The following is a 15,034-nucleotide window of genomic DNA, read 5'->3' as shown; positions in this document are numbered from 1 at the left end:
CTCTCTCTGGGCGCGCCGCAGGATTTAGCAGCGGTCACAACAAGGGGCCACCATGATGGCGAAGTGTTCATTGAGAGAGGGTAAATGCGATGAAGTTCCGTGAACGGTGCCGATTGGCGGTGCCCGGAAAATGACGCCAAAAAGAGGATGCGTGGGAGGGCAAGCCCTCCCACGGCTTTGTCAGACTGCCGCAGGACGCAGCGAATAGGTCTTCAATTGGTGGGCGAAATCCCGCAGGGACTGGATGCCGCTGGCCTCGGCCTCGTGCACCCATTCCTTGATAGCGGCGAGCATATCGTGGCCGTTGGTGCTGGTCTTGAGCCAGATCTGCTGCAATGCCAGGCGCTTTTCGTAGATCACTTTCAAGGCCTGGCTGTGTTCCAACATGCTTTGGATGCGTAGGTGGTGGCGGTCATCCAGCAGGCTGGTTTCCCGCGACAGCAGGCGTTTGGCACGGTGGAACTGGTGGCGCACCGAGTGATCGACCTTTTCCAGCTCCTGCTTGACCAGCGGGCCGATCACCAACTTGCGGTACTGGGCCATGATCTGGAAGCGGTTGTTGAGGATCGCCATGGCAGTGTCCATGTCCAGATGGCCTTTGCCCTCGACGCGATGAGCAATCGGCGCCACACGCTGGACCTTGGCCAAGCGCAGGAAACTGAACAGCTTGATCCACGCCCAGCCCAGGTCGAACTCCCACTTCTTAACCGACAGCTTGGCCGAGTTGGGGTAGGTGTGGTGATTGTTATGCAACTCTTCGCCGCCGACGATGATGCCCCACGGCACCAGGTTGGTCGCCGCGTCACGGCATTCGAAGTTGCGATAGCCCACGGCATGGCCCAGGCCGTTGATGACGCCGGCGGCCCAGAACGGGATCCACATCATCTGGATCGCCCAGATGGTGATGCCGATGGTGCCGAACAGCAGCAGATCGATTACGCCCATGATCGCCACGCCCAGCAGCGGGTAGGGGGTGTAAATCTTGCGTTCGATCCAGTCATCCGGGCAATTTTTGCCGTAGATGCGCAGGGTTTCGGGGTTTTCGGCCTCGGCGCGGTACAGCTCGGCACCTTTGCGCAGCACCGTGGACAGGCCCTTGATCACAGGGCTGTGCGGGTCGTCGACGGTTTCGCACTTGGCGTGGTGTTTGCGGTGGATAGCGGTCCACTCGCGGGTGTTCTGCGCCGTGGTCAGCCACAGCCAGAAGCGGAAGAAGTGTTTCAGGCCGGCATTGAGCTCCAGGGAGCGATGGGCTGAATAGCGGTGCAGATAAACCGTGACCCCAACAATGGTCACGTGGGTCATCAACAGAGTGACTGCAACCAGTTGCCAGGCTGACAGGTCAAGAAAACCGTTGTACCACATAGGCTGTTTGGCCCTCTGATAAAGAAAAAAATAGCACCCGCATTATCACTGGCTTTAAGGATAAAACCAGTCACCGTTTCAGATAAGACTTACAAGGTGTTTCCTAATCTATAATCTCGGCGCGTTGTAGGACGATTCTGTTTTTTTAGTAAGGACTACTGGCCATATGCTGTTTTCATACCGAGGTGCCCTGCGTGTGGGGCTGGTATACCTGCTGGTTTCGATTGTGTGGCTCCAGCTCAGCAATCAGATATTGATCAACTTTCTCGATGAACGGGGGGAGTTGGGGTATTGGCTGCAGATGCGCGGCTACATATGGGTGGCCCTGAGTGCCTTGGCCATTTACTTCTTATGCGCGCGCTTTGCCCGGGCCCAGCAGTTGCAGCAACCCCTGAAGGAAAACCTCGATCGGTTGCGCCAGGCGGCTGCGGTCTTCGACTGCACCCGTGAGGGCGTGTTGGTCACTGACACCAGGGGCCTGATCGTGCACGTAAACCGGGCATTCATGGAGATCACCGGCTACCAGCGCGCAGACGTCATGGGTCAGCAGCCCAGCCTGTTCAAGTCCGGGCGCCATTCGTCGAATTTTTACCAACAGATGTTCCAGACCCTGGAGCGCACCGGTGAATGGAGCGGAGAAATCTGGAACCGGCGCAAAAGCGGCGAGATTTATCCACAGTGGCAAACCATCCGGGTGATTCACGATGACCAAGGCCACATCAGCCATTACGTCGCGGTGTTTTCCGACATCAGTGCCATCAAGGATTCCGAGCACGAGTTGGCGCACCTGGCGCATCACGATCCACTGACCGACCTGCCCAACCGCCTACTGTTCACCGACCGCGCCGAGCAGGCGCTGGCCTCGGCGCAACTGCACAAACGCGGCTGCGCGCTGCTGTTGCTGGACCTGGACCACTTCAAGATTATCAATGACAGCCTTGGCCATAACGTCGGCGACCAGTTGCTCAAGCTGGTGGGCGAGCGGCTCAATACGCTGTTCGGCCCCGGAGTGACCCTGGCGCGACTGGGCGGCGATGAGTTCGCGGTGCTGGCGGAAAGTTGTTCACAGGTGATGCAGGCGGCGGCATTGGCGCAGCGCATGCTGGACGTGATGAAGCAACCGTTCATCTTCGACGGTCATCAACTGTTTATCAGCGCCAGCATCGGCATCAGCCTGTTTCCCAACGATGCATTGAGCGCGGAACAACTGCTGCGCAACGCCGACTCTGCGCTGTTCAAGGCCAAAAGTGTGGGCCGCGAGGGCTATGCCCTGTACACCGAAGAACTCACCGCCCACGCGCAGAACCGTGTGGAAATCGCCAGCGAACTGCGCCGCGCCCTCGACCAGCAGGAGTTGCGCGTCTACTACCAGCCTGTACACGACCTGCAAGGCAGCCGTTTGGTCGGCGTCGAAGCCTTGGTGCGCTGGCAACATCCGGAACGTGGCCTGGTGCCTCCGGGCGAGTTCATCCCCATCGCCGAACGTACCGGTTTGATCGCCGATATCGACGCGTGGGTCTTGGAGCAGGCCTGCCGCCAGATGTGCCAATGGCTGGCCGATGGCGTGCTGCTGAGTTTTATTGCGATCAACGTGTCCAGCCGTCTGTTTGCCCGTCGCGAACTGTACGAGCAAGTCGCCCAGGTGCTGCACGCCACCGGCCTGGATCCGGCTTTCCTGGAGCTGGAAGTCACCGAGAGTGCAGTCATGGACGACCCCGAGGAAGCCCTGGAGCAACTGCATCGCCTGCGTGAGTTGGGCTTGCGCCTGGCCATTGATGACTTTGGCACCGGCTATTCGTCCCTGCTGCGCCTCAAGCGCCTGCCGGTGCAGAAGCTGAAGATCGACCAGGGCTTTGTTGCCGGGGTGCCATGGGATGACGACGACGCGGCGATTGTGCGCGTGGTGATCGCATTAGCGAAAAGTATGGGCATGCAGGTACACGCTGAGGGAATTGAGCAGATGGAACAGGCGAGGTTCTTGTTGGAGCAGGGCTGCGATTTGGGGCAGGGGTATTGGTTTGGAAAGCCGGTGCCGGCGCAGGACGTTGACTGGGACCGCGCGCCCACCATCCAGACTTGAAACGCATTCCAATGTGAGAGGGGGCTTGCCCCCGATTTCGGTGTGTCAGGCCGAACATTGGTACCTGATTCACCACCACCGGTGGCAAGCCCCCACCCGCATTTTGGAACTTCACAAGGCGTTATTTCGGCGCTCGGGCGCAAAACCCTCTCGCAACCCCACGTCCCATCAGAAAATTCTTTCTGGTTATATAAACATTCTTAAATAGTATTTTTAAGAATATCTGCGCTTATCTACTATCGCCCTACGCCGCAAGCAGTGCCGCCACTGCCAGGCACTATTCATTTAAGGAGCGAGACCATGAGCGCATCTCTACGTAGCGTCGACGGCCAGGACGAAGCAGCCATTTTGCGTGAGATCCAGAGCGCCCTGCGCGATCTGCGGTTTGGCGCGGTGGAAATCACTGTGCATAACGCCCAAGTGGTCCAGATCGAACGCAAAGAAAAATTCCGTCTGCAGAACCCGGGTAACAAACCGAGCTAAGCAACCGCGGCGATAGACCCGTCACTATAAGAAAAAGCCAACACCCCAGAATTTCAGGAGCTTCTATGTCGTCGATTCGCCGTTATGCCCTGGCCGCACTGGCCAGCGCCGTGTTTGCCGGTTCCGCTGTTGCCAAGGACTACGAGTTGCTCAACGTCTCGTACGACCCGACTCGCGAGCTGTACCAGGATTACAACGCTGAGTTCACCAACTTCTGGAAGCAGTCCCACCCTGGTGACACCGTTAAGATCCAGCAGTCCCACGGTGGTTCGGGCAAGCAAGGCCGGGCGGTGATCGACGGCCTGCGCGCCGACGTAGTGACCCTGGCCTTGGCTGGCGACATCGACGAAATCGCCAAATTGGGAAAAACCCTGCCGGAAAACTGGCAGACCCGCCTGCCGGATGCGAGCACCCCGTACACCTCGACCATCGTGTTCCTGGTGCGTAAGGGCAACCCTAAAGGCATCAAAGACTGGGGCGACCTGATCAAGAAAGACGTTTCCGTGATCACGCCGAACCCGAAAACCTCCGGCGGTGCGCGCTGGAACTTCCTTGCTGCGTGGGCCTACGGCCTGAAATCCGGTGGCAGCGAAGCCAAGGCCCAGGAATACGTGAAAGAACTGTTCAAGCACGTGCCGATCCTCGACACCGGCGCGCGCGGTTCGACCATCACGTTCGTCAACAACGGTCAGGGCGACGTGTTGCTGGCCTGGGAAAACGAAGCCTTCCTGGCCCTGAAAGAAGACGGCGGCGCCGACAAGTTCGACATCGTTGTACCTTCCCTGTCGATCCTCGCAGAGCCGCCAGTGGCCGTGGTCGACAAGAACGCCGAGAAAAAGGGCAATACCGAGATCGCCACTGAATACCTCAAGCACCTGTACAGCCCGGCTGGCCAGGAGATTGCGGCGAAAAACTTCTACCGCCCACGCGATGCAAAAGTAGCCGCCAAATACGCCCAGCAGTTCCCGAAACTGGACCTGGTGACTATCGACAAAGACTTCGGCGGCTGGAAAACTGCCCAACCGAAATTCTTTAACGACGGTGGCGTGTTCGACCAGATCTACACGGCGCAGTAAGCCGAGAAATACACACCCACGGAGCCCGCATTCACCTGCGGGTTTTGTGTGTCAGTTCCGCTAACCAAGGACTCTTATGTCGCGTCGTATTTCCCCCGTCATACCCGGCTTCGGGCTGACGCTGGGCTACACCGTGGTGTACCTCAGCCTGATCGTACTCATCCCCCTCGCGGCGATGTTTGTACACGCCGCTCAACTCACCTGGGATCAGTTCTGGAACATCATCTCCGCACCCCGTGTGCTGGCGGCGTTGAAACTGAGCTTCAGCACCGCGCTGTACGCCGCCCTGATCAATGGCGTGATCGGCACGCTGCTGGCCTGGGTGCTGGTGCGCTACACCTTCCCCGGCCGCAAGATTATCGATGCGATGATCGACCTGCCGTTCGCGCTGCCCACCGCTGTGGCCGGTATCGCCCTGACGGCGCTGTACACGCCGACCGGGCTGGTGGGCCAGTTCGCCGCTGACCTGGGCTTCAAGATCGCCTACAGCCCGTTGGGCATCACCCTGGCGCTGACCTTCGTGACCCTGCCGTTCGTGGTGCGCACGGTGCAGCCGGTACTCGCCGATATCCCCCGGGAAATCGAAGAAGCCGCTGCCTGCCTGGGCGCCAAGCCGTTGCAGGTGTTCCGCTACATCCTCGTCCCCGCGCTGCTGCCCGCCTGGCTGACCGGCTTCGCCCTGGCGTTTGCCCGTGGCGTCGGTGAGTACGGCTCGGTGATCTTCATCGCCGGCAACATGCCGATGAAAACCGAGATCCTGCCGCTGCTGATCATGGTCAAGCTTGACCAGTACGACTACCGCGGCGCCACCTCCATTGGCGTGCTGATGCTGGTGGTTTCCTTTGTCCTGCTGCTGCTGATCAACTTGTTGCAGCGGCGCATCGAACGTCCATAAGGAGGCGCGGAACATGTCCCAATCGTCTATTTCCGCCGCGTCCTCGGCCAACGCTGCCCGGCGTGGCAGTGCGGTGTCGCGACGTATCCTGATCGGCCTTGGCTGGCTGGTGTTCTTCCTGTTTTTGCTGCTACCGCTGTTTATCGTGGTGTCCCAGGGCTTGAAGAACGGCCTCGGTGCGTTTTTCACCGCGATTCTTGAACCGGACGCGTTGTCCGCGCTGAAACTCACGGTGATCGCCGTGCTGATTTCGGTGCCGCTCAACCTGGTATTCGGCGTCAGCGCCGCCTGGTGCGTGAGCAAGTACTCGTTCCGTGGCAAGAGCATCCTGGTGACGCTGATCGACCTGCCGTTCTCGGTCTCCCCGGTGATCGCAGGCCTGGTCTACGTGCTGATGTTCGGCGCCCAGGGCCTGTTTGGCCCGTGGTTGCAGGAGCATGACATCCAGATCGTGTTCGCCTTGCCCGGCATTGTGCTGGCGACCATCTTCGTGACTGTGCCGTTCGTGGCCCGTGAACTGATCCCGCTGATGCAGGAGCAGGGCACCCAGGAAGAAGAGGCTGCACGCCTGCTCGGCGCCAATGGCTGGCAGATGTTCTGGCATGTGACTGTGCCGAACATCAAATGGGGCCTGATCTACGGCGTCGTGCTGTGTACCGCGCGGGCCATGGGTGAGTTCGGCGCGGTGTCGGTGGTGTCCGGCCACATTCGCGGCGTGACCAACACCTTGCCGCTGCACGTCGAGATTCTCTACAACGAATACAACCACGTTGCCGCGTTTGCGGTGGCCAGCCTGCTGCTGATCCTGGCGCTCTTCATCCTGCTGCTCAAGCAGTGGAGCGAGAACCGTATCAACCGCCTGCGCAAAAGTGCCGGTGAGGAATAAGTCATGTCGATCGAAGTCCGTAATGTCAGCAAGAACTTCAACGCCTTCAAGGCCCTGAACAGCATCAATCTGGATATCCAGAGTGGCGAGCTGGTGGCGTTGCTTGGCCCATCCGGGTGCGGCAAGACCACCCTGCTGCGCATCATCGCCGGCCTGGAAACTCCGGATGACGGCAGCATCGTGTTCCACGGTGAAGACGTCTCCGGCCACGACGTGCGCGATCGCAACGTCGGGTTTGTGTTCCAGCACTACGCGCTGTTCCGCCACATGACCGTGTTCGACAACGTTGCGTTCGGCCTGCGCATGAAGCCCAAGAACCAGCGCCCGAACGAAAGCCAGATCGCGGCCAAGGTTCACGAGCTGCTGAACATGGTGCAACTCGATTGGCTGTCTGATCGTTATCCGGAACAACTCTCCGGTGGTCAGCGCCAGCGTATCGCCCTGGCCCGCGCCCTGGCGGTCGAGCCGAAAGTGCTGCTGCTGGACGAACCGTTCGGCGCCCTCGACGCCAAGGTGCGTAAAGAACTGCGCCGCTGGCTGGCACGCCTGCACGAAGACATCAACTTGACCTCGGTGTTCGTGACCCACGACCAGGAAGAGGCCATGGAAGTTGCCGACCGTATCGTTGTGATGAACAAGGGCGTGATCGAGCAGATCGGCTCACCGGGCGACGTCTACGAAAACCCGGCCAGCGACTTTGTTTATCACTTCCTTGGTGACTCCAACCGCCTGCATCTGGGTGAAGACAAGCACGTGCTGTTCCGTCCCCACGAAGTGTCGCTGTCGCGCCATGAACTGGAAGATCACCACGCGGCCGAAGTGCGTGATATTCGTCCATTGGGCGCGACCACGCGGGTGACCTTGAAGGTCGAAGGCCAGACAGACCTGATCGAAGCCGAAGTGGTGAAAGACCACGACAGCCTGACCGGTTTGGCGCGGGGCGAAACCTTGTTCTTCAAGCCCAAGGTCTGGCAAAAAGCCTGATAACCCCGCATTACCTAATGTGAAAATGGGGCCAATGTGGGAGGGGGCTTGCTCCCGATAGCAGTGGGTCAGCTGATAAATATGTCACTGGCCCACCGCCATCGGGAGCAAGCCCCCTCCCACATTTAGACCTCTCTCGGCTTTAGATCGCGTCGAACCACCGGCCCCGAGCGCTCTTCAATCTGTTGTTTCAAGCCTTGCCGCAACCCCAGCAAAAACGCCACCTCCGCCACCACAAACAACGGCCCTACGATCAATCCCGACACATCATCCACAAACGCCGGCTTCTTGCCTTCGTAGTAGTGCCCGACAAACTGAATCACCCAACCCACCACGAACATGCCGATGCCGCTGCTGAGCCACACCATCGTGCTCTGCGCCGCCAACTCATGCCCGGCCCATACCGACAAGCCCATCAGCACCGTCATCAGCACGCCCAGGGCCAGTTCCAGGCGCAGGTAAAACCACGCCGAAAACAACGCCACGATTACCGCCGGTGAAATCCATAGGCCTCCCACGGTCCATTCGGGACGCGACAGCAGCACGGCTACTGCCACCACAATCAGCGGGATACCAATAAAGTGGCTGGCGATATTGCGCGGGTCGCGGTGGTAGGCGGCGTATTGACTGAGGTGGTCGACGAGGCTTTTCATTGTTGTTCCTCCTGTAGGATGTTTGATCATGCCCTGTCAGCCTGCGCCTGACTGTCAGCTGGGCGACAATCTTCGGAGTTCTCATGGACGCAGAGAAATGGCACGCCCGCTTGGCCAGCGGCCACTGGTTCAGCCATCTGCCTGTAGATCTACAGCGTAGTCTGCTGGCGGCGGCGCGGCTGCGCACGCTCGCGGCGGGGCAGTGCCTGTTCAAGCGCGGCGACCCGCCTTGCGGCCTGTATGCGGTGCTGGAAGGCGCGGTGCGCATCAGCGCGGTGAATGCCCAAGGCAAGGAGGCGGTGTTGAGCCTGGTGGAAACGCCTTACTGGTTCGGCGAAATCTGCCTGTTCGATAACCTGCCGCGCACCCACGATGCCCTGGCCATGGGGCCTTGCACGTTGTTGCAGGTGCCACAGGCGGCGATGCTGACCATCCTCGAAGACCATCCGGCGTATTGGCGCGATATGGCCCTGTTGATGAGCCACAAACTGCGCTTGTCGTTGATCAATATCGAACAGATGAGCCTGATGCCCGCGTCGGCGCGTCTGGCCCATCGGCTGCTGATGATCGCGCAGGGCTACGGCGAAATAGACCAGGCGCGCCGCACCTTGCAACTGCCCCAGGAGGACCTGGCCGCGATGCTGGGCCTGTCGCGCCAGACCACCAACAGTCTGCTCAAGGCGCTGGAGCAACAAGGCCTTATCGGCCTGAGTTACGGCGCGATTGAAGTGCTGGACCTGCGCGGTTTGCAGCAGGCCGCTGGTCTATGAACTACGACCCGCGATAGGTGGAGAAACCGTAAGGGCTGAGCAACAACGGGATGTGGTAATGCTGGTCCGCCTGTTTCACCTGGAAGATCACCGGCACTTCAGGGAAGAACGTCTCGCGGTTGGCCTTTTTGTAGTAGTCGCCGGTCTTGAACACCACGCGGTACTCACCCGGCGTCATGCTGCGGTTGGCGGGGAACAGTTCGGCGATGCGCCCCTGCTGGTTGGTGACGCCTTCGGACAGCGACTGCCATTTGTCGCCTACCTGCTGTTCCAGGGTGACGCTGACACCGGCGCTCGGCAGGCCGTTTTCCAGGTTGAGCACATGCACGCTCAGAGGGTTGCCGTCGGCCAGGGCCAGGTTGCACAGGCCGCTGAGGCTGAGGGCGGCGAGGGTCATGCTGAGGGTTTTCATCGAGAGATCCTTTGGAGGGGAATCAGAGGGAAGTTTTCAGGCCCAGTTGCTCGGCGGCTTTTATTGCGCAGGACTCGTCCTGGGCTGCGCCGCCGGCACCGGCGATGCCCAGCGCGCCGACCAGTTCGGCCTCGGCAAACAGCGGCACGCCGCCGCCGAGTAACAGCAACTCGGGCAAGCTGTTAAGGTTGGCGGCCTCGGGGTTGTTACGCGCGCGCTCGGCAAACAGCCGCGTCGGGGTTTTGGTCGACAGCGCGGTGTACGCTTTGCGCTGGCTGGCGAGGCTGTTATGCGGGCCGACGCCGTCGGCACGCAGGCTCAGCAGCAGGTTGCCGCCCCGGTCCAGTACCGTCAGCGCGGCGCTGCAGTGGGCAAGGCTGGCATCGGCCAGTTGGCGTGCGGTGTGCAAATCGAGGTCGGCATGGCGTGGCAGCTGCGGTGCAGCGAACGCACCGGTGCAGACGGCGAGGCTCAAGAACAAGGCATGGCGGGACATAAAGACGACTCCGGAAAACAGGCCGCTACCGTAGCCAGTCAACAGGGTCAGAAACCGCACAATTTGATGACAGGTTTGTAATCAAACCCAGAGGTAAGGCATGCAGGTGTTGTTAGTGGAAGACCAGCCGCAACTGGCGCAGCTCATGGCTCAAGGCTTAAGCGAGGCCGGTTTCGCGGTGGAAGTCGCGGCCAATGGCATGGCGGCGCAGCGCTTTGTGGAAAGCACCGAATACGACTTGGTCATTCTCGACGTGATGCTGCCGGGCTTGAATGCCTGGAAATTGCAGCAGGCGATTCGGCACAAGGGCAAGACGCCGGTGTTGTTCCTGACCACGCCGGGCGGCATCGAAGATCGCCTGCGTGGGTTGGAATTGCATGAGGATGATTACCTGCTCAAGCCGTTTGAGGCCAAGGCGTTGGTGGCGCGGGTGAGGAAGTTATTGCGGCGCGATCGCGGGCTCTGATTGCCCCGGCATGTTCAGTGCCTGAACCATTGCTATCGCGGGCAAGTCCCCTCCCACATTTGAAATGCGTTCCCCTGTGGGAGGGGACTTGCCCCGATGAGGCCTTCAGCCTCTGCGCGAATCCACCTACCGCAACCCATCGCGAAACTGCCCTGGCGTCACCCCCGTCCAACGCTTGAATGCCCGGTTAAAACTGCTGGTATCGGCAAACCCCAACAAATGGCTGATCTCTGCCAATGAGCACTGCGGGTCCCGCAGATGCTGCAACGCCAGGTTCTGCCGGCACTCGTTGAGCAACGCATCAAACCGACACCCTTCATCCGCCAGGTGCCGCTGCAAGCTGCGCAAACTCAAGTGCAGCGCCTGGGCAATCCGCTCGGCACTCGGCTCGCCGTCGGGCAATTGTGCCTCGATCGTGGCGCGCACCTTGCGCTCCCAGGTCAGCGGTTGCAGCTGGGCGAGGGTGCGTTTGAGCACAGTTTCGTTGTGTTCGGCCAACTCGGGGTTGGCGTCGTCCAGATGGCTGTCGAAGTCCTGGGCTGCAAATTCCAGGCAGTCCTCATCGGCGCCAAAAAATACCGGCGCGCGGAACACCGTGTGCCAAGGCTTGGGATCGGCCGGTTCCGGGCGCCGCAAATGCACGGCCAAGGGCGCGTAGTCACGGCCCAGGCGATTGCGGCAGGTGCGCACATAGATCGCCGCGAACGCATCGATGGCTTCCAGTGCCGGTGCGGGGCTGCCTTGGGGTTGCAGCAGGCGGAAAAGGTAGCGTTCGCCGTCCCGACTCAGCTCCAGCTTCAGCGCATCGCTGACCACTTGGTGATAACGCACGATGCGTTCGAACACTTCCCGCAGACTGCCGCTGGCCACCAGCGCGTATCCCAACGCGTGAAAAGTGGTAGGGCTGACAAACCGCGACACGCGCAACCCAATTGCCGGATCGCCGCTGGCCTGCACTGCCAGCTCCCACAGGCGCGTGGTCGCCGACAGCGGATAGCGCGCATTGGGATCTTCCATCTGCTGCGGGTCGAGCCCAGCCTCGATGCACAGCGCGGCGCTGTCGAGGCCGAGGGCGTCGAGCTGCTTGCGCAGGGCGCGGGTCCAGCTGGCGAGGGACGTGGGTTCTGTCATGGCGATTGGCGCTTGCGGTCAACAGGTTGGCGTGTGGGGCTAGCGTCCTGCATGAAGGCCTGGTGCAGGATGTAACCATCTATGAACAAGAGGATGGGAGCATGGACGGTACTTCTGCAAGTCCCCAGCAGATGAACGCACAACAGCGTTCAGCACATATCCGTGAAGTCGTACTCGCCGAAGGCGTGCGCCTGCGCCAGCAGCACCCGTGGTTGCTGCATCAAGACGCCTTGGGCGCGGGCATCCTGGCCTTCGCGCTGCTGGGCATGATTGGCTCGGCGGCGCTCTACATCACCGGTCACATGGCCTGGTGGGCGTGCCTGTTATTGAACGCCTTCCTGGCCTCGCTGACCCACGAGCTGGAACACGACCTGATCCACAGCATGTACTTTCGCAAGCAGCGCCTGCCCCACAATTTGATGATGGGCCTGGTGTGGCTTGCGCGGCCAAGCACCATCAATCCGTGGATTCGCCGGCACCTGCACCTTAACCATCACAAAGTCTCCGGCACCGAGACCGATATGGAAGAGCGCGCCATCACCAATGGCGAGCCTTGGGGCTTTGCGCGGTTGCTGATGGTGGGCGATAACGTGATGTCGGCGTTTATCCGCATGCTGCGCGCCAAAACCTGGGGCCACAAACTCAAGATCCTGAAACGCTCGCTGCTGGTCTACGCACCGCTGGCACTGCTGCATTGGGGGGCGTGGTACATCTTCCTCGGCTTCCATGCAGCCAACGGCGTCGCCAGTCTGCTGGGTGCGCCTATCGAATGGTCCGCCGGCACCCTGCAGATGATGCAGGTGATCGATATTGCCGCCGTGGTGATCATCGGGCCCAACGTGTTGCGCACCTTTTGCCTGCACTTTGTCAGCTCCAACATGCACTACTACGGCGATGTGGAACTGGGCAACGTGATCCAGCAAACCCAAGTACTGAACCCCTGGTGGATGTGGCCGTTGCAGGCGTTTTGCTTCAACTTCGGCAGCACTCACGGGATTCACCATTTTGTGGTGAAAGAGCCGTTTTACATCCGCCAGATGACCGCCAAGGTGGCGCACAAGGTCATGGCCGAGATGGGCGTGCGGTTCAATGATTTTGGGACGTTTGCGCGGGCCAATCGGCTTGGTTTTCCACCGCCAGCAGCGTTTCGATCAGTGCCTTCGCCGCAGGCGACAAGCGAACCCCAGCGCGGCTGATCACTGCGCAACGGTTGTTCAGGCTTTCCAAGGCATGAGGCACATTGCGCCAGTGCAGCACGTTCAATTCGCCGCTGGCCAAGGGGGCGGCGAAGGCTTCTTCTGCGCCCAGGCCGATGGTGTCTGACTCGCGCACGATGAGGGCCAGCGCGGCAAACTGCTCCAGCTCGATAGCGGGGGCAAAGTCGATGCGCCCACTCAGGTTCGCCAACAGTTTTCGAATGCCCGGTGCGATCAGTGGCGTGGCGAGGGGATAGTCGAACAGGTCGTTGGTCGACAGGCTGTCCTTGGCCAGCAACGGGTGCCCGGCACGGCAGAAAAACACACTGCGCCGCGGCGTGAGGGCCTGAGTCTGGAAGTTTGGGTCGGCTTCGAAGTGGCGCACATCGGCGATAAAAAATTCGATCTCTTCACGGCTCAGGCTGCGCCCGAGTCTTTCCCAGTTATCCACTTGCAACGCGCTGCGTACCTTGGGGTAGGCGGTGATGAACCGTGCCATCGCTTGGGGCACCAAGTTGACCGCCGCCACCGCATCGCTGCCAAAGCGTACTTCGCCGGCGTCGAGCTTGGTCATGCGTGTGACTTCATGGCTGAGCAATGCGGCGCCTTGAACCAGGCTCAAGGCATGCTGCAACACCACCTGGCCTTCGGGGGTCGGGCGCAGGTCTTTATGGGCGCGATCCACCAGGACGCAGCCGAACTCTTGCTCCAGGCCCTGGATGCTGCGGCTGAAAGCCGGCTGGGTGATGCCCATGGCTTCGGCGCCGCGCACAAAACTGCGGTACTCATTCAGCGCGATGAAATAGCGCAGTTGGCGAAGGTCCATGGTGTGCCCGGCATCCTTTAAGAGAACCGGGATTTTAAGGGGATTGCTTATGTCGTCAACGAAGCTTTATTGGTTTAACTAGATCTTAAAAGCATATCTATAGAGCGGGTGCCGTGCGGTAACTCGTCGGGCTGAACACCCGCGTCACCATCAGCATCGCCACTGCTGTCACCGTCAATACCACCCAGGCGCTGGTGAAGTTGCCGGTGATCTCGCGCAGCCAGCCGGTCATCCACGGCGAGATCGCGTTGATCAGGAAGCCTACGCCTTGTACGAAGGCCGCCAGTTGCCCGGCTTGCCGAGGGTCGCGATGGTGGTCGAGGGTCAACAGCAGGCTCAAGGCGAAACACGCGCCCAGACCGAAGCCGCACAACGCCACCCACAGATGAGGAAATTGCAGCGGCGCCAGCAGCAGACCGAGGTAACCCACCGTTTGTGCCAGCAGGCTGATCCCGAGCAGGGGGCGACGGTCGATACCGCGTTGCGCGAGCACTGGCATCAGCAGCGCGGCAATCACTTGGAAGATGGTCATGAACGCCAGCAGCGAACCGCTGGGCAGCACGCCCCAGCCCAATTGCTGATAGTAGGCCGGCAGCCACGCCACCAGGCTCATGTAGCCACAGTTCACCAGCCCGAAATACACCGCCAGCAGCCAGGCGCGACGATTGCGCAGGCCCTTGAATGCGGGCACCACCTGGGGATTTTTTGCTGCGCCCAGCGGCAGCCAGGCCCACAGCAACAAGGCGCCCAGCGCTGGCAACAGCCACACGCCCAATCCTGCCTGCCAGTCCTCGAAATGCGTGGCCACCAACGGACTGAGCAGCGCCGCCAAGCCACCACCGGCCATCAGCGAGGCCGAATAGACGCCCATCGCCACCGGCACGCGATGATGGAACTCACGCTTGATCATCGCGGGCACCAACGCCTGGATCAGCGCCACACCGGCACCGCCGAGCAACGCCGTGACCAGCAGCGCCGACGCTTGGCCCATCACCCAGCGCGCCAGGCACGCCAGCAGAATCATCATTAAACCCAGGGCGATACCGCGCCGTTCACCCAGTTGCGCTTCCACGCGCACGCCCACCAACGCCACCAGCCCCATGCACACCACCGGCAAGCTGGTAAGCAGGGCACTGCTCTGGAAGCTGAGGCCGGTGGCCAAGCGGATTTCACCGAGCAGCGGACTGATAGAACTGAGGATCGGCCGAAGGTTGAGGCCCAGCACTACGAGCAGGCCCCAGCCGGCGAGGGATTTGTTGAGGGTCATGCAGCGTCCATGCAGTGGGTAAATGAGGCGTGAGTATGGCCATCGCCA

Annotated in this window: 16 protein-coding genes; 9 read left to right on the top strand and 7 right to left on the bottom strand. The window is 60.7% G+C overall.

Annotated elements, in window-relative coordinates; all coding sequences use genetic code 11:
* Window positions 1-180 precede the first annotated feature (180 nt).
* On the bottom strand, window positions 181-1,365 hold the full coding sequence (desA, locus tag ACVWXD_RS23720; RefSeq protein ID WP_032884873.1) for a delta-9 fatty acid desaturase DesA: 1,185 nt from the start codon (window positions 1,363-1,365) through the stop codon (window positions 181-183).
* 166 nt (window positions 1,366-1,531) lie between these two features.
* Here desA and dibA point away from each other — a divergent pair, with 166 nt between their 5' ends.
* The 6 genes from dibA (at window position 1,532) to ACVWXD_RS23690 (ending at window position 7,769) form a co-directional block, all read left to right on the top strand.
* Window positions 1,532-3,445, top strand: a complete 1,914-nt coding sequence (gene dibA, locus ACVWXD_RS23715; RefSeq protein ID WP_457371382.1) for a phosphodiesterase DibA — start codon at window positions 1,532-1,534, stop codon at window positions 3,443-3,445.
* Between the two features lie 300 nt (window positions 3,446-3,745).
* Window positions 3,746-3,928, top strand: a complete 183-nt coding sequence (gene oscA / locus ACVWXD_RS23710) for a sulfur starvation response protein OscA (protein WP_003170956.1) — start codon at window positions 3,746-3,748, stop codon at window positions 3,926-3,928.
* 65 nt (window positions 3,929-3,993) lie between these two features.
* Complete coding sequence (locus ACVWXD_RS23705; protein ID WP_027607869.1) at window positions 3,994-5,004, top strand: sulfate ABC transporter substrate-binding protein; 1,011 nt, start codon at window positions 3,994-3,996, stop codon at window positions 5,002-5,004.
* Window positions 5,005-5,080: 76 nt separating this feature from the next.
* Window positions 5,081-5,899 carry a sulfate ABC transporter permease subunit CysT gene (gene cysT / locus ACVWXD_RS23700; protein ID WP_027607868.1) on the top strand — a complete coding sequence of 273 codons (819 nt, stop codon included), beginning with the start codon at window positions 5,081-5,083 and terminating at the stop codon, window positions 5,897-5,899.
* Window positions 5,900-5,912: 13 nt separating this feature from the next.
* Window positions 5,913-6,785 (top strand): sulfate ABC transporter permease subunit CysW, encoded by an 873-nt coding sequence (gene cysW, locus ACVWXD_RS23695; protein WP_032884876.1) that lies wholly within the window; start codon window positions 5,913-5,915, stop codon window positions 6,783-6,785.
* Window positions 6,786-6,788: 3 nt separating this feature from the next.
* A complete protein-coding gene (locus ACVWXD_RS23690; protein WP_032884878.1) occupies window positions 6,789-7,769 on the top strand; it encodes a sulfate/molybdate ABC transporter ATP-binding protein in 981 nt (326 codons plus the stop codon).
* 125 nt (window positions 7,770-7,894) lie between these two features.
* Here ACVWXD_RS23690 and ACVWXD_RS23685 read toward each other — a convergent pair whose 3' ends face one another.
* The gene (locus tag ACVWXD_RS23685; protein ID WP_122756748.1) at window positions 7,895-8,422 is read right to left on the bottom strand and encodes an Mpo1 family 2-hydroxy fatty acid dioxygenase; all 528 of its coding nucleotides are present in this window, start codon (window positions 8,420-8,422) and stop codon (window positions 7,895-7,897) included.
* 83 nt (window positions 8,423-8,505) lie between these two features.
* On the opposite strand from ACVWXD_RS23685, the gene ACVWXD_RS23680 reads away from it, so the two are divergent.
* Window positions 8,506-9,192 carry a Crp/Fnr family transcriptional regulator gene (locus ACVWXD_RS23680; RefSeq protein WP_260368032.1) on the top strand — a complete coding sequence of 229 codons (687 nt, stop codon included), beginning with the start codon at window positions 8,506-8,508 and terminating at the stop codon, window positions 9,190-9,192.
* A 1-nt stretch (window position 9,193) separates the two neighbouring features.
* Here the strand turns inward: ACVWXD_RS23680 and uraH are convergent, their stop codons facing one another.
* Window positions 9,194-9,604: a hydroxyisourate hydrolase gene (uraH, locus tag ACVWXD_RS23675; RefSeq protein WP_032884882.1), complete on the bottom strand. Its 411-nt coding sequence runs from the start codon at window positions 9,602-9,604 to the stop codon at window positions 9,194-9,196.
* Window positions 9,605-9,626: 22 nt separating this feature from the next.
* Entirely contained in the window at window positions 9,627-10,100 is a 474-nt protein-coding gene (locus ACVWXD_RS23670; RefSeq protein WP_032884884.1) for a GlcG/HbpS family heme-binding protein, read from the bottom strand.
* Window positions 10,101-10,200: 100 nt separating this feature from the next.
* Here ACVWXD_RS23670 and ACVWXD_RS23665 point away from each other — a divergent pair, with 100 nt between their 5' ends.
* Window positions 10,201-10,566, top strand: a complete 366-nt coding sequence (locus ACVWXD_RS23665; protein ID WP_032884886.1) for a response regulator — start codon at window positions 10,201-10,203, stop codon at window positions 10,564-10,566.
* 126 nt (window positions 10,567-10,692) lie between these two features.
* Here the strand turns inward: ACVWXD_RS23665 and ACVWXD_RS23660 are convergent, their stop codons facing one another.
* Entirely contained in the window at window positions 10,693-11,697 is a 1,005-nt protein-coding gene (locus ACVWXD_RS23660; RefSeq protein ID WP_122764492.1) for an AraC family transcriptional regulator, read from the bottom strand.
* A 101-nt stretch (window positions 11,698-11,798) separates the two neighbouring features.
* Between ACVWXD_RS23660 and ACVWXD_RS23655 the strand changes: the two genes are divergently transcribed.
* Complete coding sequence (locus ACVWXD_RS23655) at window positions 11,799-12,893, top strand: fatty acid desaturase (RefSeq protein WP_099602153.1); 1,095 nt, start codon at window positions 11,799-11,801, stop codon at window positions 12,891-12,893.
* On the opposite strand, the gene ACVWXD_RS23650 is transcribed toward ACVWXD_RS23655, so the two are convergent.
* Window positions 12,784-13,719 carry a LysR family transcriptional regulator gene (locus ACVWXD_RS23650; RefSeq protein WP_081797602.1) on the bottom strand — a complete coding sequence of 312 codons (936 nt, stop codon included), beginning with the start codon at window positions 13,717-13,719 and terminating at the stop codon, window positions 12,784-12,786. The genes ACVWXD_RS23655 and ACVWXD_RS23650 overlap by 110 nt on opposite strands.
* 97 nt (window positions 13,720-13,816) lie before the next feature.
* Window positions 13,817-14,986 (bottom strand): CynX/NimT family MFS transporter, encoded by a 1,170-nt coding sequence (locus ACVWXD_RS23645; RefSeq protein ID WP_095186310.1) that lies wholly within the window; start codon window positions 14,984-14,986, stop codon window positions 13,817-13,819.
* Window positions 14,987-15,034: the final 48 nt, after the last annotated feature.

The sequence above is a fragment of the Pseudomonas sp. TE3911 genome (genome assembly GCF_054062775.1).
Note: the sequence above shows the minus strand (reverse complement) of the source record. Positions and strands in the feature narration are given on the sequence as shown.